Below are 24700 nucleotides of genomic sequence, written 5' to 3'. Positions count from 1 at the left end.
TCGAATGGGATTGCTGGGACCGAAGGCGCCGCTCGAACGCGCGGGGCAATTTATCGAGCTGCTGCGGATCACCGTCGCGATCCTGATCCTGATCCACGGCGTCTATCGTCTCGCGGCGGGGCTTGTCGTCCCCTTCGGCATCTGGCTCGACAGCCTCGGCTTTCCTTATGGCTATGGCTGGGCGATGGCGGTGACGTTGTATGAGCTTGTCGGCCCCGCGCTGATGCTGACGCGCCGCTGGACCAGCCTCGCCGCGCTCGGCCACGCCGCGATCCTGACGCTCGGCATGATCCTCGTCCACCTTCCCGCGGGCTGGTTTGTCGTCGGCGGCGGGCGCAACGGGATGGAATATAGCGTCTTGCTGATCGTCGCGCTGCTCGGCATCGCCTGGGCGTACTGGCCCGCGCGGCATAGCGCATAGCTATCGCCTCGCGGGCAAATGCGGCTATAGGCGCCGCCCATGACCGTCACCACGCGCTTCGCCCCCTCGCCCACCGGCAGCCTGCATGTCGGCAATGTCCGCACCGCGCTCCACAACTGGCTGTGGGCGCGGAGGCACGGCGGGCGTTTCCTGCTGCGCATCGACGATACCGACCTCGAACGCTCGAAGGAGGAATATGTGGAGGGCATCCGTGCCGACCTTGCGTGGCTCGGGCTCGACATCGACGGCGAGGAACGGCAGTCGGCGCGCTTCGCGCTTTACGAGGGTGAGTTCGAGAAACTGAAGGCGGCCGGGCGCGTCTACGCCTGTTACGAGACGCCCGAGGAGCTCGATATCCGCCGCAAGGTGCTGCTGTCGCGCGGGTTGCCCCCGGTTTACGAGCGCAAGCCAGAAGGCGCGCCGGTGCCCGAAGGCGTGGCGCCGCACTGGCGCTTCCGGCTCGACCATGACGCGCCGATCGAGTGGACCGACATGGTCCGCGGACCGCAGCATTTCGAGCCGAAGAATATGTCCGATCCGGTCGTGCGCCGCGCTGACGGAAGCTGGCTCTATCTGCTGCCGAGCGTGATCGACGACATCGCGATGGATATCACGCATGTCGTGCGCGGCGAGGATCATGTGTCGAACACCGCCGCGCAGATCCAGATGTTCGAAGCACTGGGGGCGAAGCCGCCCGCATTCGCGCACGAAGCGCTGCTCGTCGGGACCGAGGGCAAATTGTCGAAGCGGCTCGGCTCGCTTGGTATGGCGAGCCTGCGCGCGGAGGGAATCGAACCGGTCGCGCTCGTCGCGCTGCTCGCGCGGCTCGGCACCAGCGACCCGGTCGAGCCGGTGACGTCGCCCGCGCCGTTGATCGAGAGCATCGACTTCGCGCGCTTCGGCCGTGCGCCCGCGCGTTTCGACGAGGGCGAGCTGGCGCTGCTCAACCAGAAGATTTTGCATCACACGGACCATGCCGCGGTCGTTGATCGCCTGCCCGCCGCGATCACCGAAGCGCGCTGGAACGCGATTCGCCCCAATCTGATGACGGTGGCCGAGGCGGCCGACTGGGTCGCGGTGTTCGACGGCCCCTTTACGCCGCCGCTTGCCGAAGAGGCAGACCGCGCGGTGCTCGCCGCCGCCGCCGGTGCCGTATCGGGCATCGATTGGGCGAACGACCCCTGGCATGCGCTGACCGGCGCAGCGAAGGAAGCGACGGGGGCGAAAGGCCGCGCGCTGTTCCTGCCGCTGCGCCGTGCGCTGACGGGGCGCGACCACGGTCCCGACATGGCCGAGCTGCTGCCGCTGATCGACAAGAGCGAGGCGACCGCGCGGCTTTCCGCGGGATAGAGCAGCGAGCGTTAAATCAGCATCAAACGGTTCATATTGAACGCTCGGCGCTCTCGCTTATCAGCCCTTCCCATTCTTGCCGACCGATCCGCTTGACAAATCTAGTGATGTTATAATATCACTTCATTCTGACCTGGCCGGAGATGACGGTCAGAATGCCGCGGGGCCGGGTCGACAGGCAAGGAGAGATGCCATGACCTTGATACCCTTGATTTCGGCGATTGTGACCGCGCCCGAGGCGATGACGGCTCCGGCCCCCGCCCCGGCGATGCAGCCGCGCGGCAGCTATGGCGCCGACAGAACCCATCATCCGTTCGCGGCGCTGTTCGCAGTGGGGCTGCCCGCGGCGCTGGTCGCCGCAGTGGCGCTGTCGCCGATGATCGTGGAGGACAAGCCGACGACCGTCACGCCGCCGTGGACATCAATCACGCTGCCGAAGCCCAAGCCGCCCGAGACACAGCCCGATCCCAAACCCCAAACACAGCCGCCTCAAACGCAATTTACCGCGCCGCCGAGCCCGATTCCCCCAATAGCGCAGGATCCGCCCGAGGTGCCGCCGCTTCCGCCCTATGTCCCGCCGGCAGGGACAGGTACCGGGCCATCGGTTCCGCTTGATCCGCCCGTCGCGCCGACCAAGCCGAAGCTCGTGCTTGCCGACATCGATCCGCGCTTTGCCGACGCCTTCCAGCCCGAATATCCGGCGCGCGAGCAGCGCGGCGGGATCGAGGGCATGGCGAAGGTCCGCGTGCTGATCGGCACCGACGGGCGCGTCAAGGCGGTCGAACTGATCAGCGCCGACAGTCCGGCCTTTTTCGAGGCGACGAAGCGCCGCGCGCTCGCCAAATGGCGCTTCAAGCCCGCGACGCGCGGCGGGGTGCCCGAGGAAAGCTGGAAGGTGATGACCGTCCGCTTCGAGATCAAGAACGCTTGAAAGCTACTACCGACCCCTCCCGGGCGGGCGGCCGATATTGCCGCCCGCCCTTCGCTTTCGCTTGACAGAAAAGCCGAATCCCGCCAAAGGCGCCCGGATATTGGGGGCGGCGCCTCGTGCGCGGCCCTCTATGTTTTTCACACCAACGTCGGGGCCCCTAGTCCCGCGGCATCCATCGGAGCTCCGGCGGATGTGCAGTTATTTCGAGGAACAGGGCCATGGCCAAGCCGACGACCGTCAAGATCAAGCTGGTGAGCACCGCCGACACGGGCTTTTTCTATGTCACGAAAAAGAACCCGCGCACGATGACCGAAAAAATGTCGGTGCGGAAGTACGACCCGCGTGCGCGCAAGCATGTCGAGTTCAAGGAAGCCAAGATCAAGTGATCCATTTTCCCGCGCGCTGAAGGCGCACGGTAGGAAAATGCGCTATTCCGGCCAGTGCCGGGATCCAGAAGGGCGGCCGCGTGCCGCCCTTTTTTGCGTGGCGGAATGGACGGCGGTTTCGGGCCGACAAGCTGCCGCACCCGTCTATCGTCATCCCGGATATGATCCGGGGGAGGGGCGCGATGTCGAAAGGCGGCCGCCGGCCGCCCCTCTCAATTCTCAGTGCGCGCGATGCTCGCCCTTTACCCAGCGCACCGTGCCCGACGAAGCGCGCATCACGACGGTCTCGGTGGTCATCACCCCGTCGCGGCGGCGCTTGACTCCGCGCAGCAGCGACCCGTCGGTGACCCCCGTCGCGGCGAAGATCACGTCGCCCTTGGCAAGATCCTCGAGGTCATAGACGCGCTCGAGATCCTCGATGCCCCATTTCTTCGCGCGCTTGCGCTCGTCGTCGTTGCGGAAGAGGAGGCGGCCCTTGAACTGGCCGCCGACGCAGCGCAGCGCCGCCGCGGCGAGCACGCCCTCGGGCGCGCCGCCCGACCCCATATAGATGTCGATATTGGTTTCGGGGTTGGTCGTCGCGATCACCCCCGCGACGTCGCCGTCGGGGATCAGCGCGACGCCGCAGCCGATCGCGCGCAGTTCGGCGATGATCGCCTCGTGGCGGGGACGGTCGAGTACGCAGACGATGATCTGTTCGGGCTTGCAGCCCTTTTCGCGCGCGACGGCCTCGACATTCTCGCGCACGCTCTTGTCGAAATTGACGACATCGGGCGAATAGCCGGCGCCGACCGCGAGCTTGTCCATATAGACGTCAGGGGCATTGAGCAGGCAGCCTTCCTCGGCGATCGCGAGCACCGCGAGCGCGTTCGGGCCTGCCTTGGCGGTGATCGTCGTGCCTTCCAATGGGTCGACCGCGATGTCGATTTTCGGCCCCTTTCCCGGCGCGTTGCCGACCTTCTCGCCGATATAGAGCATCGGCGCCTCGTCGCGCTCGCCCTCGCCGATGACGATCGTGCCGTCCATATAAAGCGTGTTGAACGCGGTGCGCATCGCTTCGACCGCAGCAGCATCGGCCGCCTTTTCGTCGCCGCGCCCGATCAGCTTCGCGGCGGCGATCGCCGCGGCTTCGGTGACGCGCACCATTTCGAGCACGAGCACCCGGTCGAGGTTGCTGCCGCTATCCGTCATCTTTCGCACTCTCCGTCTTTACTTGCTGCGCCGCGTCGGCATGGTGGGCGCCATATGGTCGCCCGCGCCACTTGTCGAGAACGCTTCGCCCGATTCGGTGCCGCTTTCGCCCTGAGCTGTGTCGTCACGATGACGTTGGCGGCGCCCGCCGCCGCACAGGTGCAGGGCCCGCCCGCCCCGCCGCCGCCGCGCGACGCCGAAAGTGCCGCGGCCAACGCGAAGGAGCTGGTCGATCCGATCCGGCGCTGCAAACCCGCCGAAGACGGTTCGATCAACGTCTGCGGCACCGACACCGAACGCCACCGCCTGACCCCCGAATTGCGCGCGATCGCGAACGAGGGGCGCGAGGCGCCGCCGAAGCTGCCGCGCGCCGAGGCACGGGCGATGACGCTCGACAAGCTGCCCTATAACTGGATCTCGATCGGCGGCCGGATGAAGCCGGGCCCCGAATATAATGCGCTCTATGAAATGGCGAAGGAGCGCACCGATCCCGAGACGGGCGATCCGCCGCCCGCGGAAGAGGAGCCTTAAAGCGCCAAGATCGGCATGTGCATCGGCGCGCCGACGACATGGTCCGACGCGCCCAGGATATCGAGCGCGGCATGGATCGCGCTTGCCGGGCTTTCGTGCGTTACAAGCACGATCACGACGCCGTCGCCGTCCTCGCTGCCGCGCTGGATCAGGCTTTCGATCGAGACGCCGGCGTCGCGCATCGCCGTCGCGATTTCGGCGAGCACGCCGATGCGGTCCTCGACGATCAGGCGGACATAATGTTTGCCGACGCGCGCGCCGGCATCCGCCGGGGGGGCCGCGTCGAGCGCGTCGACGGGCATCGCGAAAGCGGGGCCATATTCGTCGCGCGCGATATCGATGATGTCGGCGACGATGGCGGACGCGGTCGGCCCCGCGCCAGCGCCCGCGCCTTCGAAGAAGAGGCGGCCGACGAAATTGCCCTCGGCAACCACGGCGTTGAGCGCGCCGGGGACATAAGCGAGCGGGTGGTCGGCGGGGACGAGGCACGGCTGGACATGCTGGTAGAGGCCGCCGCCTTCGCTGGCGCCGCCGCGTTCGGCCATGCCGATCAGGCGTACCCGGTGGCCGAGCGCTTCGGCTTCGCGAATGTCGGCGGCGATCAGGCCGCGAATGCCGTTCGCCGTCACCGCGCCGATGTCGAGCTGCGTCCCGAAACAGAGCGCGGCGAGGATCGACAATTTGTGCGCGGCGTCGATCCCGTCGACGTCGAAGGTGGGATCGGCTTCGGCATAACCCTCGGCCTGTGCGGCGACGAGCGCGTCGGCAAAGCTTGCGCCGTTCCGTTCCATTTGTGTCAGGATATAATTGCAGGTGCCGTTGAGGATGCCATAGACGCGCGCGATCTCGTTCGCCGACGCGCCCTCGCGGATCGCCTTGATGACGGGAATGCCGCCCGCGACCGCGGCCTCATATTTCAGCGGCGTGTCCTTTTGCTCGGCCAGCCGGGCGAGGTCGAGCCCGTGATGCGCGATCATCGCCTTGTTTGCGGTGACGAGCGCCTTGCCCGCGCCGAGCGCGTGGCGCGCGAGCGTCAGCGCCGATCCGTCGGCGCCGCCGATCATCTCGACGACGACATCGACGTCGTCCGCCGCGACGATCGCATCCATATCGTCTTCCCAGCGATAGCGGGAAAGATCGACGCCGCGGTCCTTGTGCCGGTCGCGGGCCGATACCGCGACGATTTCGATCGGGCGGCCGGCGCGGCGCGCGATCAGCTCGCGGTTCGCCTCGAGCAGCCGGACGACGCCGCCGCCGACGACGCCAATCCCCGCGAGCGCGACGCGAAGCGGCGGGCGGGGGGCGGTCGGGGCGGAATAGGGGGACATGCGAAGACTCCATAAAGCTACGGAGCTGCGCCCCGTCATCGCGAGCGCCCTATCGGCTTTTCCGGGCGAAACAAGGAAGCTTTTCTGTTGCTGCTGCGCGAAAACGTGCGGCACCGGCCCGCTCCCCCGCCGCGCGTCGTATTCGGGCGGCGAGGGCCGGCGCCGCCCCGGAAGGCAGCCGGAGAATGAAAATCAATCGGCCGGCGGCTTGCGCGTCCGCGTGCAGTCGCCGAGCGCGCCGAGGATGACGCCATAGTCCGCCGCCGCCTTGCGCCGGTCCTCGGGCGGCGTTCCCGCGAGCTTGTTGAGCGGCAGCTGGCGCGGCAGGCCGCAGGCGAGGCGGTACCAGGCGAGCGTGTCGCGCGCGGGCACCGCCGCGGACCCATCGACGATTTCGCCGAACGCTGCCGCCCAGCGCCGCGACCCGTTGGCGGCGGTCAGCACGGTGAGCGATACGGGGTCGCCGGTTTCGGTGTTCAGGAACAATTGCGTCTCGCCCTCGCCGGGAAGCGTGCCCGGGACGTGGAAGCCGTTGGCGATGCCGGTGATCGCGGGCGGAGCTCCGGGTTTGACGAGTTCGGTCAGGATCGCGCGCAATTGCGCTTCGGTCGCTGGATCCCACGGGAGCTGGGCGTCGGGGGCGACCAGGCGGACGCTGCCGGTGCTGTTCGTGCCCGCCGCCGAACCGGCAACGGGTCCGGCGAAGAGCAGGACCGGCTGTTTCCGCTTGAGCTTCGGCGCCTTGCCGCGCGCATCGACCGGAAGGTCGACGAGATAGGAGATTCGCGACGCGAGCGGCCCGCTGCCGCGAATCAGGCTGACGACGTCGGCTTCGACGTAGAATCGGACATGACCTGCCGCGACTCCGGGCGCGCGCTCGGGTTTCAGATCGGTCGCTTCGCGGATGCGCGCGTGCAGAACGATCGGCGCCGTGGTCGCCAGATCGGCGATGTCGGCATAGGTGTAGGGACTCGCCGCCGCGGCGCCCGCTGGCGCCTGCATTGCGGAAACGCTTGGGATTCCAAAGCTCAAGGTCAATATGCCGGCGATAGCGGCCGGGTGAGGGAGGCGCATGATCGATCTACTTTCCATCATCTGTGACACCGGTATCGGCGCCTGAATCCCCATCATGGGGCATGGCACATTAACCGCTGATAAAGGGTTTGCGAATGTGCCGCCACCGCGATAGGACGGGCCGCGAAGCGTCCGGCGAAAACATAATAAGCCGGATGTAGCGCCGTCGGGTCTGTGGAAACGCATCGGAAATCATCCGGGCATTTGGCAACCGTCCCGAGGGTTGGGAATTGGTGTCAGGATGATCTAGCAAGGAGCGTCGTCCCTGAATGGCTTATGGTGATAATGTCGACCCTAAAAACAGGGTAGTGGCGATTGTCTTGGTTGGTCTGTTTACGGCAGTTCTGGGCTATGGCCTGGTCAACGGCTTGAATATCAGCATCGTCAAGAAGATCGCCGAAAAATTGGATGTGGTGGACGTCGAAGAGCCGCCGCCGCCGGAGGAGCCGCCGCCGCCGCCGCCGCCGGACAACAAGCTGCCGCCGCCGCCGCCGGTCGTGACGCCGCCGTCGCCGATTCCGCCGCCGGTGACGACCAATACGGTCCAGTCGGTGCCGAAGGCGCCGCCGACGCCGCCGCCGCCCGTCTTCACGCCCCCGGCTCCACCGGCTCCGCCGGCGCCGGACCTCAGCCAGGCCGGTACGCCGCGAGGCAACCCGGGCCGCTGGGCGACGAACGACGACTATCCGGCACGCGCCATGCGTGAAGAACGCGAAGGCACGACGGGTTTCCGCGTGACCTATAATGTCGAGGGCCGCGTGACCTCGTGCGACGTCACGTCGTCGAGCGGGCACGCCGATCTCGATGCCGAAACCTGCAAGCTTATCCAGCGCCGTGGCCGGTTCAATCCGGGCAAGGATCGCGCGGGCAATCCGACGGGCGGCACTTACAGCAACCGTATCCGTTGGCAGATTCCGCGCTGATCGGCGCCGGACCACCTGTTTTCGATTTTGAATATTTTGAGAGGGAATTTCCTATATGTTTAATCTGATCGCAAATGCCGCCGCTGCGGCGCCGGCTGCCGCTCACGACGCAGGCATGAGCCTGATGCCCGCCTCGATGTGCGTGAAGGAAGAAGGCCAGAACCCCTACGGCCTCGTCCCCGCGCTCTGCGAAGGCGGCATCGTGTCGCAGGTGACCTTCCTCGTCCTGCTGATCATGTTCATCGGCACGCTCTACATCCTGTTCACCAAGCTGTTCGAACAGAACAAGGTGATCAACCAGGGCAAGGCTGTCGACGCCAATTTCTGGCGCGCGCCGACGCTCGCCGACGGCGCGTCGAAGCTCGAAAAGAACAGCGCCTATCGTCAGGTCGTCGAAGACGGTCTGCGCGCCAACGAAGAGCATAACAAGCTGACTGACCCCGTCGAAGCCCACGACTGGATGCACGGCACGCTCGAGCGTTCGCAGAACCACATCAACTCGAAGCTGAACTCGGGCCTCGCCTTCCTCGCGACCGTGGGTTCGACCGCGCCGTTCGTCGGTCTGTTCGGTACCGTTATCGGTATTCTTCGCGCGCTCGTGAAGATCGGTGCGTCGGGTCAGGCTTCGATCGACACCGTCGCCGGTCCGGTCGGTGAAGCGCTCATCATGACCGCCATCGGTCTGATCGTCGCGGTTCCCGCGGTGCTCGCGTTCAACTGGCTGCAGAGCCGCAACAAGTCGATCGCCCGTCGTCTGTCGACCTTCTCGAACGACGTGCTCGGCTCGATCATGTCGAACGGCCAGGTGAAGCCGGCGACGCTCGCTCCGGCGAAGGCCGCTGCTCCGGCCGCGGCGCCGAAGAAGGCCTGATTGGTTCCTGGATCTCCGCTCTTCGCCGCTCGGCGAAGGGCGGGGTCCGCTGGACGAGGGCGCGGCGCCGGTGGCGCGACGACCCAAGTCCGTGACAGTAATTTTGTGACAGGATGCTAATCCTATGGCGATGAGTGTAGGCGACAGTGGCGGTGAAGACGCCCCGATGTCCGAAATCAACACGACCCCGCTCGTGGACATCATGCTTGTGTTGCTCATCATCTTCCTCATCACGGTTCCCGTGGTGCTGGAGACGGTGAACCTCAAGCTGCCCGACGTGGTCTTCGAGCCGACGACGACGAAGCCCGAAAATGTGCTGCTGTCGATCCGTTCGGCCGACACCGACGGTGACGGTGAGCCCAATTCCGACAGCAGCTCGTGCGAAGTCTATTGGGGCCAGACCCCGGTCGATTCGCGGCAGTTGCTCGAGCGCGGGCAGCAAAAGCTCGAAAAGCTGCTCGAAGATATCGGCGGGCCGCAGAACATCACCGAAGAGAACTTCCCCGAAGTGCATATCCGCGGCGACGTGAACACGCCGTACCAGTGCATCGGCGGCGTGATCTATACGATGCAATATGCCGGCTTCCAGAAGATCGGGTTCATTTCCGAACCGGCTCCTGGCTCGGGCACGGTGGGTCGCCTCTAAGGCGGCCTTCCGTTTAGGAATGAAGGAATAATCGCATGTCCATGGCAGTTGGAGATCGGGACGAAAACGAACCGATGATGGACATGAACACGACGCCGCTTATCGACGTCATGCTCGTGCTCCTCATCATGTTCATCATCACCATCCCGGTCCAGACCCACGCGGTGAAGATCGACCTGCCGGTCCCGACCGACAGCCAGAGCAATGTCGACCCCGAGAAGAACAAGGTGATGATCGACCCCGCGGGGACGATCACCTGGAACGGAACGCCGGTCGACCTTGCGCAGCTGGCGCAATATCTGGAACAGACCAAGGCACTGCCGGTCGAGCCCGAACTGCAGGTCCAGCCCGACCCCTATGCGCGCTATATCGTCGTCGACAATGTTATGGCGGTGATCAAGCGCAGCGGCGTCGGCAAGCTCGGCTTTGTCGGCAACGAACAATATGCCCGCGTCTTCTGATTTCTGATCGGAAGCCGTCAGGCGAAAATGGATGGGGGCCGCGAAGCAATTCGCGGCCCTTTTCCTTTGTCGGCGCGGAGTGACTGCTTTCGACCGTTTGCTGCCGTCTCATTATTCGTCACCCCGGACTTGATCCGGGGTCCCGCTTGATGCCGAAGACCGGTCGACGCCCCAAAAAAGCGGGATCCCGGGTCAAGCCCGGGATGACGGAAGTGGAGGAGAGCAACTACAGCTCACCACCCCGAAGCGGACGAAATCTGTCCGCATCGGGAGGGGCGTGGGCTCAATAGCCGAGCGTTGCCTCGAGGAACCAGATGCGCTGCTGCGTTTCGTCGGCCCAGCCGTCGACCAACCCGCTGGTCGCGATGTCGCCATCGGCTTCGGCGGCGGACTTCACTTCCTTGAGCTGGCCGAGCAGCAGCTTGTTGTCGTCGGCCAGTCTTCGGATCATCGTCTCTGCATCGGCGCCAGCGCTGTCGTCGTCGCGGATCGACGCCCGGCGGCCGACGTCGCCGATCGAGCGCAGCGTCGGCGCGCCATTCTTGCGCACGCGCTCGGCGATCAGGTCGGTCGTCGCGAAGATTTGCGCCGCCTGTTCGTCGAACAGCAGGTGCAGTTCGCGAAAGCGCGGGCCCTGGACGTGCCAGTGATAATTTTTGGTCTTGAGATAAAGCGCGAAGCTGTCGGCGAGCAGCGCGTTGAGTGCGTCGGCGACGGCGGGAGCATTGTTCTTCTTCTCGGACATGGGAGCATCCTTTCTGTTACCCCGCCGATATAGCGAAGCGGGATGACATTTTCCCATTGAAGCTTCGGATGAGCATTATCGACAAAAACGATGAAACGTATTCCTATCGATCGATCATCCGATCAGTCCGAAGGCGCCGAGTGCGGTGCGCAGGCCCCAGATCATCAGGATCGCGGCGGCCGCCCAGCGCAGGTTTCGCGCCGCGCGCCGCTCGGCGAGCGCCGGCCCGAAGGCAAGGAAAGGGAGCATCGACAGCGTCCAGCCGACGAGCCCGCCCGCCGCCGCCCATTGCCCCGCACCGCTGGTCGCGGCGAGTGCGGCGATCAGGAAATGGCTGCGGTCGCCGAACTGGTTCGCGAGCATCCGTCCCGCGAATAGCGTCGCCGGCGCGTCGCCGTCTCCTTCCTCCCGAGCGGGCTTCATCGGCCACAATAGCGCCACCGCGGCCGACAGCATCGCGAGCGTGACGAGCAGGGCGGCGACGCCCTGACCGATCATCCGGTTCGCGATCGCCCCGGCGATCGCGGCGACGACCGCATTGACGATAAAGGCACCGAAAGCGATGCCGACGGTGACGCGCCGGTCGCTGCGCGCGCTGACGAGCCGCGACAGCGCGATTCCGCTGCGCCCGTCGGCATTGGCGAGCAGCACCGCCACCAGCGCAAGCATGATTGCGTCCATGACGTCGGATCTGGATCGTCAGGCGTTCGGGGTCAATGCCCGAGCCGGCTCGCCACCGACGCCAGCCACGCCTCGTGCGCGGCCGCCGGCATCGGCCCGCGCGGCGCCTGCGCGGCGTCGCTCATCGCGTCGAGATAGGTCAGGATCGCAGCGCGATAGCCGCCGCCCGCCACAGCCGATTCGAGCCGGCTCGCCAGCGTTTCGACCGCGGCGAAGCCGTTATCGCGCGCGAGGCAGCGAATATCGTCGATCCCCTGCACGATCTGCGCCAGCGCGCAATGCGGCAAGGCTTCGGCGAGTGCGCCGATCTGGCCGGTGATCCGGTCCTGCATGTCGAGATATGGGTCGGTCTGGTTTCGCATCGTCCACCCCCTGTCGTCGGGGAACGATGCGCTTATTTGGTTAATGCGCGGTTAGCGGTGGCGCATTAGCGATGACCCAAGGGCCCACCCTGTTCCTGCTTGCAGCGGTACATGTCGCGATCGGCGGCCGCCAATATATCCGATTCGTTCATTCCCGTCTGGAGCATCGCGACCCCGAAACAGGCCGACAGGGCGATCTCGTGCCCGTCATAATGCGCGGGCGCCGCGGTCAGCACGTCGCACAGCCGCGTCACCTGCGCGCGCGCGCCGTCCTCGCTCGACTGGTCGAGGATCAGTCCGAATTCGTCACCGCCGATGCGCGCCGCGACGTCGGTCGCGCGGATCGATCCCGCGAGCCGCTTGGCGATTTCCATCAGCGCGAAGTCGCCCGCGGCGTGGCCGAAATTGTCGTTGATATATTTGAGCTGGTTGACGTCGATGAAGACGACCGCGGCGCGCTCGGCGTGGCGTTCGAATCGCGCCATGCGATGGTGGATCGCGGTGAGGAAATAGCGGCGGTTGAACAGCGGGGTCAGCGTGTCGCGCTCGGACACGCGCTCCAGTTCGGCGACGGCGATTTTCAATACGCGGTTTTCGCGGCGCAGCGCGTCGCGTTCCCGGCGTATTTCACGCAGCTGGTCCTCGATGGAGTCAACGGGTACAGCGGCGAACTGGTCGACCGCGATCCGTGCCCCCCCTATGCTATCCATGCCTTGTCCCCGGCGTGCCCTACCCAACCGCCGGCGGGATGCCGACAGATATGATGCGGCAACCCTAGCCACGACTTGATACCAATCGGTAAACGCGCCGACATCAATCGCACGGCGTTGCTCGCGCGGGACTCAGCCGCTAGGGGAATGCGGCGGCGATTCATCGCGCGACAAGGCGCGCGATGGGGGCCGAAACAGGAGGGACAGCAATGGGCGAACCGGCCCCGCAAGTCGGCGTTATCATGGGCAGCCAGTCTGACTGGCCGACGATGGCGCACGCGGTCCAGATCCTCGAAGAATTGGGCATCGCGCACGAGGTGCAGATCGTCTCGGCGCACCGCACCCCCGATCGCCTCGTCGCCTATGCCAAGAGCGCGGCCGAGCGCGGTTTGAAGACGATCATCGCGGGCGCGGGCGGCGCCGCGCACCTGCCCGGCATGGTGGCGTCGATGACCCGCGTGCCGGTGCTCGGCGTCCCGGTCCAGTCGGCGGCCCTCTCCGGCGTCGACAGCCTCTATTCGATCGTCCAGATGCCCGGCGGCATCCCCGTTGCGACCTTCGCGATCGGCAAGGCGGGCGCGACCAACGCCGGCCTCTTCGCCGCGGCGTTGCTTGCGAACGAGGATGCCGGCCTCGCCGACAGGCTGAACGGCTGGCGCGAGGCGCAGACGAACAGCGTCGCGCCCGTTCCCGTGCGCGAGGGCTGAACGCTTGCTGCCTCCCGGTTCGACGATCGGCATCCTCGGCGGCGGCCAGCTCGGTCGCATGCTGGGCCTCGCGGCGGCGCAGCTCGGCTACAAGATCCATATCTATGCCCCCGACGCCGAAAGCGTCGCGGCCGAAGTGACCGCGCATCACAGCCAGGCGGCGTGGGATGACGAACCGCGCCTCGCGGCCTTTGCCGCCGCGTGCGACGCGGTGACTTATGAATTCGAAAATGTGCCGGTCGATGCGGTCCGTTTCCTGTCGGGGCATGTCGCGGTGCGCCCCGGCGCGGCGGGGCTCGAAATCGCGCAGGACCGGCTGGCCGAAAAGACTTTCGTCGCCGGGCTCGGCGGTCGTCCCGCGCCCTTCGCCGCGGTGCCCGACCGCGCCGCGCTCGATGCGGCGCTCGAACAGGTCGGCGCGCCCGCGATCCTCAAGACGGTGCGCATGGGATACGACGGCAAGGGACAGGCGCGGCTCGGGACGCCAGCCGATGCCGATGCGGCATGGGAGGCGATCGGCCGCCACGCGGCGGTGCTCGAAGGCTTTGTATCGTTCGACCATGAATTTTCGGTGCTGCTCGTGCGCGGCATCGACGGCGAGGTCCGATTCTGGGACTCGCCGGTCAACGTTCACGAGGGCGGCATCCTCGCCACCTCTAGCCTGCCGCCGCCGCAAATAGTCATGGGTCAGCAGGACGAGGCGCGCGCGCTGATGGCGCAGATCGCCGAAGAGCTCGACTATGTCGGCGTCCTCACCGGCGAATTTTTTGCCACCGACGGCGGTCCCGTGTTCAACGAGATGGCGCCGCGCGTCCACAACAGCGGCCATTGGACGATCGAGGGCGCGGTCGCGAGCCAGTTCGAAAATCACATCCGCGCCGTCGCGGGCCTGCCGCTCGGCGGCACCGCGACGCGGGCGCTGCCCGTCACGATGCGCAATTTGATCGGCGCCGATATCGCGGACATCCCCGCGCTGCTCGCGGACGAAAATTGCCACGTCCATCATTACAGCAAGACCGAGGTGCGCGACGGGCGCAAACTGGGTCACGCCACATGGGTTGGAGCCTCTCCCGCATGAACCGACCGGAGATTACGCTGATCCTCGCCCGCGCGGCCAATGGCGTGATCGGCGCCGGCGGCAAGATGGCGTGGCACCTGCCCGCCGACCTTCGCCGCTTCAAGCAGCTCACGATGGGCCGCCCGATGATCATGGGGCGCAAGACCTTCGATAGCCTGCCCGCGATCCTCGAAGGCCGCCGCCACATCGTCATCACGCGCGATCCCGAATGGCAGGACGAAGGCGCCGAGCCGGTCGGCACGATCGAGGAAGCGCTGAAGCTCGCCAACGCGCCGCATGTGATGGTGATCGGCGGGGCCGAAATCTACCGCCTTTTCCTCCCCCTCGCCGATCGCATCGAGCTGACCGAAGTCGCGCTGGAACCGAAAGGCGACGCGAGCATCGATTATCCCCCCGCCACCGAATGGCGCGAGACGGCGCGCGAGGACCATCCCGCCGACGAGGCCGGCCGCCCGGCGTACAGCTTCGTCACACTGGCGAGGAAATAGGCCGATGCGCCGCTGGATCATCGCCATCCTGCTCATCGTCGCTCTCGCCGCGCTCGCCTTTTTTGCGCTCGCTCCGGGCATGATCGAACGCGGAACGAATCAGATCGACGGCAAGCCGCTGCCGCAGGTCAGCGCACGCGCACAAGCGCTGCACAAGACGCTGACGATCGTCGACCTGCACAGCGATACGTTGCTGTGGAAACGCAGCATCCTCGACCGCGCCGAGCGCGGCCATATGGACCTGCCGCGGCTCGAAGACGGCAACGTCGCGCTGCAGGTACTCGCCAGCACGACCAAGTCGCCCAAGGGACAGAATTACGACGCCAATAGCGGCGACACCGACAATATCACCAGCCTCGTGATCGCGCAGCTCCAGCCGGTGCGGACGTGGAATTCGCTGCTCGAACGCTCGCTCTGGCACGCCGAGAAGCTCCATCGCGCCGTTGCCGCGTCGGAAGGCCAACTTCGCGCCGTCGCCGCGCCCGCCGATGTCGATGCGCTGCTTGCCGCGCGCCGCGGCAAGGCGGCGCCGAACGGCACCGCGACGACGACGGAGGAACGAATTGCAGAATATCGTGCAACCTCGTCGCGACCAGTCGGCGCGATGCTCAGCATCGAGGGGCTGCACGTCCTCGAAGGCAAGCTCGCCAACCTCGACAAGCTCTACGCCGCGGGCTTCCGCATGGCGGGGCTCACCCATTTTTTCGACAATGATCTGGCGGGCTCGATGCACGGCCTCAAGAAAGGCGGGCTGACGCCGCTCGGACGGCAGGTAGTCGAAACGATGGAAGCGAAGGGGATGATCGTCGATATCGCGCATTGTTCGGCCGCCTGCGTCGCCGACATTCTGAAAATGGCGCGCCGCCCGGTCGTCTCCAGCCACGGCGGCGTGCAGGCGACGTGCAAGGTCAACCGCAACCTCAGCGATGAGCAGATCCGCGGGCTGGCCGCGACCGGCGGGCTGATCGGCATCGGATACTGGGACGCCGCGGTCTGCGACACCGCGCCCGCGAGCATCGCCAAGGCGATGAAGCATGTCCGCGACCTCGTCGGCATCGAGCATGTCGCGCTCGGCAGCGATTATGACGGCGCCACCACGGTGCGCTTCGATACGTCGAAGCTTGTGCAGGTGACGCAGGCGCTGATCGACGCGGGTTTTTCCGACGACGAGATTCGGGCCGTCATGGGCGGCAACGCGGTCCGCGTGCTGAAAGCGGGGCTCGTGCCGCTCACCCCGCCCGCCCCATGATCCGCCTCGACGGCCACCAGCGCATCGAAGGCGATTTGCGCGGCGGGGTGATCGCGCTTGGCAATTTCGACGGCTTCCATGCCGGGCATCAGGCGGTCGTCGGCCGCGCGGTGCGCCATGCGAAGGATGAGGGGCGCCCGGCGATCGTCGCGACCTTCGACCCGCATCCGGTGCGCTTCTTCAAGCCCGACGTGCCGCCCTTCCGCCTCACCACGCTCGACCAGCGGCAGGAGTTGTTCGCCGCCGCGGGCGCCGATGCGATGCTCGTGCTTCCGTTCGACGCCGCGCTCGCGGGCACGAGCGCCGAGGATTTCATCACGGGGCTGCTGCTCGATCGCTATGGCGCCGCGGGGGTCGTCACCGGCGCCGACTTCGTCTTCGGCAAGGGGCGCGGCGGCAATGTCGTCACGCTCGCCGACCATGCGCGCCGCCTCGGTTTCTTCACCGAAATGGTCGCGCCGGTCGAAGACGAGGCGGTGATCTCGTCGAGCCGCATCCGCGAGGCGCTGCAAGCGGGCGACTGCGCAACCGCGACGCGTCTGCTCACGCGTCCCTTCACGGTGCGCGGCATCGTCCAGCACGGCGACAAGAATGGCCGCCTGCTCGGTTTCCCGACCGCGAATATCGAAATGGGGCAATATCTGCGCCCGCGCTACGGCATTTACGCCGTCACCGGAAAACTCTCCGACGGGCGCATGCTGAAGGGCGCCGCCAACCTTGGCATCCGTCCCAGCTTCGATCCGCCGAAGGAATTGCTCGAACCGCATTTCTTTGATTTCGCCGAAGACCTCTACGGGCAGGAAATCGACGTCGCCTTCCACGCCTTTATCCGGCCGGAAGCGAAGTATGACAGCATGGATGCGCTGATGGGGCAGATCGCGGCGGATTGCGACGCGGCGAAAATGTTTCTCGCCGACTTATAACATCATCGTCACCCCGGACCTGATCCGGGGTCCATGCAGCGAGGCCGGAATGGCTTCCGGATCAAGTCCGGAATGACGAATGGGGCGGGAGTCGCCTTCGGCGCCCATAAGCTTTGCTCCCGCCCGAATCTGCGCTAAGCGCCGCGCACCATGACCGATACGCCCGCAACCGAGCAGCGCGACTACCGCGACACCGTATTCCTGCCCAAGACCGACTTTCCGATGAAGGCCGGCCTGCCGCAGAAGGAACCGCTGATTCTGGCGAAATGGCTCGAAGCCAATCTCGAGGGCCAGATTCGCAAAGCCCGTAGGGGCCGCGACCAGTTCATCCTCCACGACGGCCCGCCCTATGCCAATGGCGACATGCACATCGGCCATGCGCTCAACCATATCCTCAAGGACATGGTCGTCCGCACCCAGACGCTGAAGGGCAAGGATGCTCCTTATGTGCCCGGCTGGGATTGCCACGGCCTGCCGATCGAGTGGAAGGTCGAGGAGCAATATCGCAAGAAAAAGCTCAACAAGGACGAGGTTCCGGTCGAGGAATTCCGCGCCGAATGCCGCGCCTATGCGCAGCATTGGGTCGACACCCAAAGGGAACAACTGAAGCGCCTCGGCATCGGCGGCGACTGGGACCATCCCTATCTCACGATGGATTATGCGGCCGAGGCCACCATCGTGCGCGAACTGCTCAAATTCGCCGCGAACGACATGCTCTATCGCGGCGCCAAGCCGGTGATGTGGTCGCCGGTCGAAAAGACCGCGCTCGCCGAGGCCGAGATCGAATATGAGGATATCGTCTCGACGCAGATCGATGTGGCGTTCGAGATCGTCGAAAGCCCGATCGCCGAGTTGGTCGGCGCGCATGCGGTGATCTGGACGACCACGCCGTGGACGATCCCGGTCAACCAGGCCTTGGCCTATGGGCCGGACGTTTATTATCATCTGGTCGAAGATGCGGAGGATGGTTCGAAATTCCTGATCGCATTTGACTTGTTTGAGAGCTTTCGCGCTCGAACCGGCCGTGATCTCCGTATTCTTTCCCGCGATAGCAGCGGAGACGTCGCAGACGACTTGCGCGATATCACCAAGAAACAGATCAAAGGCGCCGACCTCGCCGGCACCATCGCCCGCCACCCGATGCACGCGCTCGGCGGCTTCTTTGCGCGCCCGCGGCCCTTCCTCGCGGGCGATTTCGTCACCACCGACAGCGGCACCGGGCTCGTCCATATGTCGCCCGATCACGGCGAGGACGACTTCGACCTGTGCAAGGCGAACGGGCTCGACCCCGTCTTCGCGGTCGAGGGCGACGGCAAGTACCGCGCGGACTGGGGCTGGCTCGGCGGTCAGGGATCGGTGATCAACCCGAAGTTCAACGCCCCCGACGGCCCGATCTGCACCGACCTCCGCGAAGCCGGCGCGCTCCTCGCCGCGAGCGCCGATTACAAGCACAGCTATCCGCACAGCTGGCGCTCGAAAGCCAAGGTCATCTATCGCTGCACCCCGCAATGGTTCGTGCCGATGGACAAGGTGATGACGCATATCGAGCCCAAGGCGCCGCGCGAGCAGCGCTGGGAATCCGAAGGCGGCGCGATCAACCCGCATGAGGAGGATCTCTGCGACGCGCCGACCTTGCGGCAGGCCGCGATGCACGCGATCGAGCGCACGCGCTTCGTCCCCGAAAAGGGCCGCAACCGCATCGGCAGCATGGTCAAGGACCGCCCCGACTGGGTGCTCAGCCGCCAGCGCGCGTGGGGCGTACCGATCACGCTGTTCGTCGACCGCAAGACCGGGCAATATCTCAACGACCCGATCGTCAACGACCGCATCGTCGCGGCGGTGCGCGAGGGTGGCGTCGATGCATGGTCGGACGCGCGCGCGCAGGAATATCTCGGCGACGCGTACAACGCCGCCGATTACGAGCGCATCACCGACATTCTCGACGTCTGGTTCGATTCGGGCTGCACCCACGCTTTCGTGCTCGAAAGCGGCAAATGGCCCGCGCTCGTCCGCCACGACGGCGGCACCCACAGCGCCGACCTCTATCTCGAGGGCAGCGACCAGCATCGCGGCTGGTTCCAGTCGTCGCTGCTCGAAAGCTGCGGCACGCGCGGACAGGCGCCGTACAAGGCGGTGCTGACCCACGGCTTCACGATGGACGCCAAGGGCTTCAAAATGTCCAAGTCCTTGGGCAACACGATCAGCCCGATCGACCTGATGCGCGACTATGGCGCCGACATCCTCCGCCTGTGGGCGCTGTCGGTCGACTTCACCGAGGACCATCGCATCGGCAAGGAGATCCTGACCGGGGTCGCCGACCAGTATCGCAAGCTGCGCAACACCTTCCGCTATCTGCTCGGCGCGCTCGACGGGTTCAGCGAAGAGGAACGCGTCACCGACGTTGCGGCGATGCCCGAGCTCGAACGCTATATGCTCTCGCTGCTCGCCGACCTCGACGCGAAGATGGCGCAGGCGGTCGATGACTTCGACTATAACACATACACGCGCTTGCTCGCCGATTTCTGCAACGAGGATCTGTCGGCCTTCTATTTCGACATCCGCAAGGACGTCCTCTACTGCGACCTCGGCCCCGCCGCGCCGCTCGGCACCGATACGCGCCGCGCCTACCGCAGCGTGCTCGACGTGCTGTTCCACGCGCTGGTGCGCTATGCGGCGCCGGTGCTGGTGTTCACCAGTGAGGAAGTGTGGGGGACGCGCTATCCCGATGCGGGCAGCGTGCATTTGCTGGAGTGGCCCGTGCTGCCCGACCTCTCCACCCTTCGTCATCCCCGCGAAAGCGGGGACCCAGAGTCTGCGTCGGCTGACGCCACACTGGGTTCCCGCTTTCGCGGGAATGACGAGTTGAAGGAGAAGTGGGCGCGTGTCCGTAAGATTCGTGAACGCGCTATGCTATCCATTGAGGAGAAGCGGCGCGCTAAGATTCTGGGTTCCAGCCTAGAGGCGGAAGTCGTTATTGCTTCGGCGCATGAATCAGACTTGGAAATTCTTGGATCGATTCCGATCGACGAAATTTTCATTGTCTCGAAAGTCACCGTTGAGCCCATGCCGGAAAATATGATCCAAGCGTTACCCGACACCGGATGGCGCGTGGAGAAAACCGAAAACCACAAATGCGGCCGCTGCTGGCGCCACCTGCCCGAAGTCGAGGCCGACGGCAGCTTGTGCAATCGCTGCGACACGGTATTGACCGCGGCATGAGCAGCCAACGTTCGCCCTATCTGCGCTTCGGCCTGATCTTCGCCGCGGTCGCCTTCGTTCTCGACCAGATTACCAAATGGGTGATCACGGTTCCGCTGTCGCTCGAACCCAAGGGGCAGATTGAGCTCACCAGCTTCTTCAACCTGACCTGGGCCGAAAACTGCGGCATTTCGCTGTCGATGTTCGCGAGCTGCACCGACACGACGCGCTGGACGCTCGTCGCGGTGACCGGGATCGTCGCCGCCGCGGTCGCCTTCTGGATGACGCGCGAACAGGCGAAGGGCGATGTGATCGCGCTCGCGATGATCCTCGGCGGCGCGCTCGGCAATATCGTCGACCGCGTGCGCTTCGGCTATGTCGTCGACTTCGCCGACCTGCATTTCGGCGATTTCCGCCCCTTCATGATCTTCAACGTCGCCGATGCGTGCATCACGCTCGGCGTGCTTTTGCTGGTTGCGCGCGCGCTGCTCTTGGGCGAAAAGGCCCCAGCCGCGGACGCCAAGCCGTCCGCCGAGTAAACGGGGCGCATAGGAGTTTTTTGACGTGAACCGGACCACCGCCATCCTGGCAGCCTCGATTCTTGCCACCACCCTGTCGGCCTGCGGGTCGAACAGCCTGTTCAGCCGCGACCGCCCCGACGAGATGATGGTGTCGCGCCAGGCGCCGCTCGTCGTGCCGCCCGATTTCGCGCTGACCCCGCCCGCGCCCGGCACCGCGCGCCCCGGCGGCGAATCGACCGCCGAACAGACGCTCCGCGCGCTCTTCGGCGGCGCGTCGCAGCGTAGCGCGAGCGAGACGCAGGTCATCGGCGCCGCCGACGGCCAGCGCGCCGACCCCGGCATCCGGAGCGCGGTCGGCAGCCCCGGCACGCAGGTCGTGGACAAGGGCCTCGTCGTCCGCGACATCCTCGCCGCCCCCGAAGGCGACGGCCGCGACGCGCAGGCGTCGATCCCCGGCGCGTAAGGCGTTTAACCCAACTTCGTCATCCCGGACTTGATCCGGGATCCATAACCGCACCGTCGTCGTTGATCCCGGATCAAGTCCGGGATGACGGCGGGGAATCTATCCTCCCTGTAGCGAAGCCATGGGGAGGGGGAGCGAGAGGGGTAAAAGCAACGCGCGGGGCGCGTTGCTTCCCGCGAGGCGCCGCAGGCGATGGTGGAGGGGCCGCGACGGTGTGCCATTAGCCCCTCCGTCAGCGCTACGCCGAAGGCGCAGTTTATCCCGAGCGCCTGCAAGGCAGTCGAAGGGCGCTGCCACCTCCCCATGCCTGCGGCACAGGGAGGATCAACGGCGCCTTCCGGTCGAACCCGACCTCAGATCGGCATGTCTCCATCGCCCATCGCCTCTTCTGCGCGCGGCAGCCATATGTCGCCCCACGCCTTGATCGCGTCATAGGCGGGGCGCAGCGCCTCGCCCGCGGGCGTCAGCCGGTATAGCGCGCGCTTGCCCTCGGGCGGCACGCGTTCGAGGACCCCGGCCGCGACCATCCAGCCGAGCCGCGAGGTCAGCGCGGCGCGCGAAATGTCGAGCCGGCCGAGGAAATCCTCGAAGCGATCGATCCCCAGAAACGCTTCGCGCAGGATCAGCAGCACCCAGCGGTCGCCGAGCAGTCGCGACGCGCGGCCGACGGCGCAGGGCGAACGCGAGGGCACATAGTCCTTCATAAGTCTGGATTTAAGACTTGACGCCATGCGGCGCAACCGGCGATAAAGTCTGCGTTACAGACTAATAGGATGCTCTCCCATGCGCGGCCACCAATTCGCCAATAACGACGAAGCCGTCGCCTATATGAAAAGCGTCGCGGTCGACGCCTCGGGCTTCACCGCCTTCCTCGGCGTCGAACCGCTGCGCTGCTTCGATGGCGAGTCCGAATTGCTGCTCGCGCTGCGCCCCGACATGACCCAGCATCACGGCTATGCGCACGGCGCGATCGTCGGATTGATGGCCGACAATGCCTGCGCCTGGGCGGCGTCCAGCGTCATCGGCGACGTCGTCACCGGCAGCTATACGATCAACTTCCTTGCCCCCGCGAAGGGCAGCCATTTGCGCGCGCGCGGGACGGTGATCAAGGCGGGCAAAAGGCAGGCGATCGTCCGCGCCGACGTCTGGGCTGAAAGCAAAGGCGACGAACCGCGCCGCTGCGCGATCGCGCAGGCGACGATCGTTCCGGTGGGCCAGCGGAAATAAGCTTCGGGAGCCTATGGGCGCGCCACCGACTTCTCGCGGTCAGCGATTCTTCAACGTAACCTATCGCGCCAGTTTCATGCCTTTGCGCAGTTCTGTTCCGTATTTTTCACTGATTCCGGCGGCTATGGCGACTTGATTGGCTGAAGGGCCAATCTCATTTGCTTACTGTATGCCGAACAAGTGGATGGTGACCGCGATGTCGCCCTTGGCTGCCTTCGCTATGCCGTAGCCAGACGCTTTCCCAGTCTTTCAACTTGCATTTTGGCCCCCTCAAGCCCGAACGCCCGCTTCCTCGACCCCCGCGCTGTTGTGACGCAGCGCCTTCAGCACCGTGTCGACGATCTGCGGCGCGTTGAGCCCCGCCGCGTCATATTGCAGCTCGGGCTTGTCCTGGTCCTGGAAGACGTCGGGCAGGCGCATCGTGCGCAGCTTCAGCCCCGCGTCGATCAGTCCCTCGTCGCTCGCGAGCGTCAGCACATGCGCGCCGAGCCCACCGATGCTGCCTTCCTCGATCGTCACGCAGACCTCATGGGCCGCGAGCGTCTTGCGGATCAGCTCCTCGTCGAGCGGCTTGGCGAAGCGGAGGTCGATCACGCTCGTCGACAGGCCCCGCGCTTCGAGCGTATCGGCGGCTTTCAGCGCCTCGGCGAGCCGCGTGCCGAGCGAGAATATCGCGACGGTCTTGCCGCTGCGCACGACGCGCCCCTTGCCGATCTCCAGCTTTTCGGGAACCTCGGGCAGCGCCACCCCGGTGCCGTTGCCGCGCGGATAGCGGAAGGCGATCGGCCCCGCGTCATACTCGGCCGCGGTATAGGTCATATGGACCAGCTCGGCCTCGTCGGCGGCCGCCATCACGACAAAATTGGGCAGGGTCGCGAGATAGGTGACGTCGAACGAGCCCGCGTGCGTCGAACCGTCGGCGCCGACGAGCCCCGCACGGTCGATCGCGAAACGCACCGGCAGGTTCTGGATCGCGACATCATGCACGACCTGGTCATAGGCGCGCTGGAGGAAGGTCGAATAGATCGCCGCGAACGGCCGCATCCCCTGCGCCGCGAGCCCCGCCGCGAACGTCACCGCATGCTGTTCGGCGATGCCGACGTCGAAGCTGCGCGTCGGATGCGCCTTCGCGAACTTGTCGACCCCCGTGCCCGACGGCATCGCCGCGGTGATCGCGACGATCCTCTTGTCGGTCTCGGCAAGCTTGGCGAGCGTTTCGCCGAAGACATTCTGATAGGCGGGCGGCCCCGGCGGCGCCTTCGCCTGCTCGCCGGTGATGACGTCGAATTTCTGCACGCCGTGATATTTGTCGGCGGCGGCCTCGGCGGGGGCATAGCCCTTGCCCTTCTTGGTTACCGCGTGGATCAGCACCGGACCGTGCACGCTGTCGCGGACATTTTCGAGCACCGGGATCAGATGTTCGAGATTATGCCCGTCGATCGGCCCGACATAATAGAAGCCCAGCTCCTCGAAGAGCGTGCCGCCCATCGCCATGCCGCGCGCATATTCGTCGGTCTTTTTCGCCGCCTTGTGCAGCGGCTCGGGCAGCTTGCGCGCAAAGCGCCGCGCGATCTCGCGCAGCTCGACGAAGGGCCGCGAGGACACGAGCTTCGCCAGATAGGCCGAAAGCCCGCCCACCGGCGGCGCGATCGACATGTCGTTGTCGTTCAGGATGACGATCAGCCGGTTGCCCGCCTGCTTGGCATTGTTCATCGCCTCATAGGCCATGCCCGCCGACATCGACCCGTCGCCGATCACCGCGATCGCTCGGCCGGACGCACCGGTCAGCTTGTTGGCGACCGCGAAGCCGAGCGCCGCACTGATCGAGGTCGAGCTGTGCGCGGCGCCGAATGGATCATATTCGCTCTCGCTGCGCTTGGTGAAGCCCGAAAGCCCGCCGCCGGTGCGCAAGGTGCGGATACGGTCGCGCCGCCCGGTGATGATCTTGTGCGGATAGCATTGGTGGCCGACGTCCCACACGATCTTGTCGCGCGGCGTGTCGAACACATAATGGAGCGCGGTGGTCAGCTCGACAACGCCGAGCCCCGAGCCAAGGTGTCCGCCCGTCGTGCCGACCGCCGAGATCATCTCGGCACGCAGTTCGTCGGCGAACTGGCGGAGGTCTTCGGGCTTCAGCTTGCGGAGGTCGGCGGGGACATCCACCGTGTCGAGCAGCGGCGTATGCGGACGGTCGGTCATCGCGCCGTCATACTGGTAACGGCCGATAGTGTCGAA

At 65.8% G+C, this 24700-nt stretch carries 27 protein-coding genes; 18 read left to right on the top strand and 9 right to left on the bottom strand.

Annotated features, from left to right (window positions below; genetic code table 11):
- The first annotated feature begins 4 nt into the window (after positions 1-4).
- The 4 genes from E5675_RS19685 to rpmG all read left to right on the top strand — a co-directional run bounded on the left by E5675_RS19685 (position 5) and on the right by rpmG (position 3088).
- Entirely contained in the window at positions 5-421 is a 417-nt protein-coding gene (locus E5675_RS19685; RefSeq protein ID WP_136175988.1) for a DoxX family protein, read from the top strand.
- 39 nt (positions 422-460) lie between these two features.
- On the top strand, positions 461-1771 hold the full coding sequence (gene gltX / locus E5675_RS19680) for a glutamate--tRNA ligase (protein ID WP_136175987.1): 1311 nt from the start codon (positions 461-463) through the stop codon (positions 1769-1771).
- 193 nt (positions 1772-1964) lie between these two features.
- Positions 1965-2702: an energy transducer TonB gene (locus tag E5675_RS19675; protein ID WP_136175986.1), complete on the top strand. Its 738-nt coding sequence runs from the start codon at positions 1965-1967 to the stop codon at positions 2700-2702.
- 218 nt (positions 2703-2920) lie between these two features.
- Positions 2921-3088 (top strand): 50S ribosomal protein L33, encoded by a 168-nt coding sequence (gene rpmG, locus E5675_RS19670; RefSeq protein ID WP_003042331.1) that lies wholly within the window; start codon positions 2921-2923, stop codon positions 3086-3088.
- Between the two features lie 219 nt (positions 3089-3307).
- Here the strand turns inward: rpmG and glpX are convergent, their stop codons facing one another.
- The gene (gene glpX, locus E5675_RS19665) at positions 3308-4279 is read right to left on the bottom strand and encodes a class II fructose-bisphosphatase (RefSeq protein ID WP_136175985.1); all 972 of its coding nucleotides are present in this window, start codon (positions 4277-4279) and stop codon (positions 3308-3310) included.
- A 129-nt stretch (positions 4280-4408) separates the two neighbouring features.
- On the opposite strand from glpX, the gene E5675_RS19660 reads away from it, so the two are divergent.
- On the top strand, positions 4409-4810 hold the full coding sequence (locus E5675_RS19660; protein WP_247594695.1) for a hypothetical protein: 402 nt from the start codon (positions 4409-4411) through the stop codon (positions 4808-4810).
- Here E5675_RS19660 and E5675_RS19655 read toward each other — a convergent pair.
- Both E5675_RS19655 and E5675_RS19650 read right to left on the bottom strand, forming a co-directional pair.
- Entirely contained in the window at positions 4807-6138 is a 1332-nt protein-coding gene (locus E5675_RS19655) for a homoserine dehydrogenase (protein WP_136175983.1), read from the bottom strand. The two genes, E5675_RS19660 and E5675_RS19655, sit on opposite strands and share 4 nt — an antisense overlap.
- 192 nt (positions 6139-6330) lie before the next feature.
- A complete protein-coding gene (locus tag E5675_RS19650) occupies positions 6331-7212 on the bottom strand; it encodes a hypothetical protein (RefSeq protein WP_136176592.1) in 882 nt (293 codons plus the stop codon).
- Positions 7213-7481: 269 nt separating this feature from the next.
- Here E5675_RS19650 and E5675_RS19645 point away from each other — a divergent pair, with 269 nt between their 5' ends.
- The 4 genes from E5675_RS19645 to E5675_RS19630 all read left to right on the top strand — a co-directional run bounded on the left by E5675_RS19645 (position 7482) and on the right by E5675_RS19630 (position 10113).
- Entirely contained in the window at positions 7482-8135 is a 654-nt protein-coding gene (locus tag E5675_RS19645) for an energy transducer TonB (RefSeq protein ID WP_136175982.1), read from the top strand.
- Between the two features lie 55 nt (positions 8136-8190).
- Positions 8191-9006, top strand: coding sequence for a MotA/TolQ/ExbB proton channel family protein (locus tag E5675_RS19640; RefSeq protein WP_247594694.1), 816 nt, complete (start codon positions 8191-8193; stop codon positions 9004-9006).
- Positions 9007-9130: 124 nt separating this feature from the next.
- Entirely contained in the window at positions 9131-9652 is a 522-nt protein-coding gene (locus E5675_RS19635; RefSeq protein ID WP_136175981.1) for a biopolymer transporter ExbD, read from the top strand.
- 35 nt (positions 9653-9687) lie between these two features.
- The gene (locus E5675_RS19630) at positions 9688-10113 is read left to right on the top strand and encodes a biopolymer transporter ExbD (RefSeq protein WP_037555438.1); all 426 of its coding nucleotides are present in this window, start codon (positions 9688-9690) and stop codon (positions 10111-10113) included.
- Positions 10114-10396: 283 nt separating this feature from the next.
- On the opposite strand, the gene E5675_RS19625 is transcribed toward E5675_RS19630, so the two are convergent.
- From E5675_RS19625 to E5675_RS19610, 4 genes are all read right to left on the bottom strand, one after another.
- Complete coding sequence (locus E5675_RS19625) at positions 10397-10858, bottom strand: DNA starvation/stationary phase protection protein (RefSeq protein WP_136175980.1); 462 nt, start codon at positions 10856-10858, stop codon at positions 10397-10399.
- 114 nt (positions 10859-10972) lie between these two features.
- Positions 10973-11527 carry a TMEM165/GDT1 family protein gene (locus tag E5675_RS19620; protein ID WP_247594693.1) on the bottom strand — a complete coding sequence of 185 codons (555 nt, stop codon included), beginning with the start codon at positions 11525-11527 and terminating at the stop codon, positions 10973-10975.
- 44 nt (positions 11528-11571) lie between these two features.
- On the bottom strand, positions 11572-11901 hold the full coding sequence (locus E5675_RS19615) for a hypothetical protein (RefSeq protein ID WP_136175978.1): 330 nt from the start codon (positions 11899-11901) through the stop codon (positions 11572-11574).
- Between the two features lie 65 nt (positions 11902-11966).
- A complete protein-coding gene (locus E5675_RS19610) occupies positions 11967-12611 on the bottom strand; it encodes a GGDEF domain-containing protein (RefSeq protein ID WP_136175977.1) in 645 nt (214 codons plus the stop codon).
- A 209-nt stretch (positions 12612-12820) separates the two neighbouring features.
- Here E5675_RS19610 and purE point away from each other — a divergent pair, with 209 nt between their 5' ends.
- The 8 genes from purE (at position 12821) to E5675_RS19570 (ending at position 21238) form a co-directional block, all read left to right on the top strand.
- Positions 12821-13318, top strand: a complete 498-nt coding sequence (gene purE, locus E5675_RS19605; protein WP_136175976.1) for a 5-(carboxyamino)imidazole ribonucleotide mutase — start codon at positions 12821-12823, stop codon at positions 13316-13318.
- 4 nt (positions 13319-13322) lie between these two features.
- Positions 13323-14396: a 5-(carboxyamino)imidazole ribonucleotide synthase gene (locus E5675_RS19600; protein WP_136175975.1), complete on the top strand. Its 1074-nt coding sequence runs from the start codon at positions 13323-13325 to the stop codon at positions 14394-14396.
- Positions 14393-14884 (top strand): dihydrofolate reductase, encoded by a 492-nt coding sequence (locus tag E5675_RS19595; protein ID WP_136175974.1) that lies wholly within the window; start codon positions 14393-14395, stop codon positions 14882-14884. Before E5675_RS19600 ends, E5675_RS19595 begins: the two co-directional genes overlap by 4 nt.
- A 4-nt stretch (positions 14885-14888) precedes the next feature.
- Entirely contained in the window at positions 14889-16133 is a 1245-nt protein-coding gene (locus E5675_RS19590; RefSeq protein ID WP_136175973.1) for a dipeptidase, read from the top strand.
- Positions 16130-17056: a bifunctional riboflavin kinase/FAD synthetase gene (locus E5675_RS19585; protein WP_136175972.1), complete on the top strand. Its 927-nt coding sequence runs from the start codon at positions 16130-16132 to the stop codon at positions 17054-17056. The genes E5675_RS19590 and E5675_RS19585 overlap by 4 nt, the downstream gene beginning before the upstream one ends.
- Positions 17057-17206: 150 nt before the next feature.
- Positions 17207-20275 carry an isoleucine--tRNA ligase gene (gene ileS / locus E5675_RS19580; protein WP_136175971.1) on the top strand — a complete coding sequence of 1023 codons (3069 nt, stop codon included), beginning with the start codon at positions 17207-17209 and terminating at the stop codon, positions 20273-20275.
- Positions 20272-20793 carry a signal peptidase II gene (gene lspA / locus E5675_RS19575; protein WP_136175970.1) on the top strand — a complete coding sequence of 174 codons (522 nt, stop codon included), beginning with the start codon at positions 20272-20274 and terminating at the stop codon, positions 20791-20793. Before ileS ends, lspA begins: the two co-directional genes overlap by 4 nt.
- 25 nt (positions 20794-20818) lie before the next feature.
- Positions 20819-21238: a DUF3035 domain-containing protein gene (locus E5675_RS19570; RefSeq protein ID WP_136175969.1), complete on the top strand. Its 420-nt coding sequence runs from the start codon at positions 20819-20821 to the stop codon at positions 21236-21238.
- A 353-nt stretch (positions 21239-21591) separates the two neighbouring features.
- Here the strand turns inward: E5675_RS19570 and E5675_RS19565 are convergent, their stop codons facing one another.
- Positions 21592-21930, bottom strand: a complete 339-nt coding sequence (locus tag E5675_RS19565; RefSeq protein ID WP_247594692.1) for a helix-turn-helix domain-containing protein — start codon at positions 21928-21930, stop codon at positions 21592-21594.
- A gap of 91 nt (positions 21931-22021) precedes the next feature.
- Here E5675_RS19565 and E5675_RS19560 point away from each other — a divergent pair, with 91 nt between their 5' ends.
- Positions 22022-22465, top strand: a complete 444-nt coding sequence (locus tag E5675_RS19560; protein WP_136175967.1) for a PaaI family thioesterase — start codon at positions 22022-22024, stop codon at positions 22463-22465.
- A 270-nt stretch (positions 22466-22735) separates the two neighbouring features.
- Here the strand turns inward: E5675_RS19560 and dxs are convergent, their stop codons facing one another.
- Positions 22736-24664 carry a 1-deoxy-D-xylulose-5-phosphate synthase gene (gene dxs, locus E5675_RS19555; RefSeq protein ID WP_136175966.1) on the bottom strand — a complete coding sequence of 643 codons (1929 nt, stop codon included), beginning with the start codon at positions 24662-24664 and terminating at the stop codon, positions 22736-22738.
- Between the last annotated feature and the right edge of the window lie 36 nt (positions 24665-24700).

The organism is Sphingopyxis sp. PAMC25046 (assembly GCF_004795895.1).
In the GTDB taxonomy this organism is placed as follows: domain Bacteria; phylum Pseudomonadota; class Alphaproteobacteria; order Sphingomonadales; family Sphingomonadaceae; genus Sphingopyxis.
This window is presented reverse-complemented; position numbering and strand designations above follow the sequence as displayed.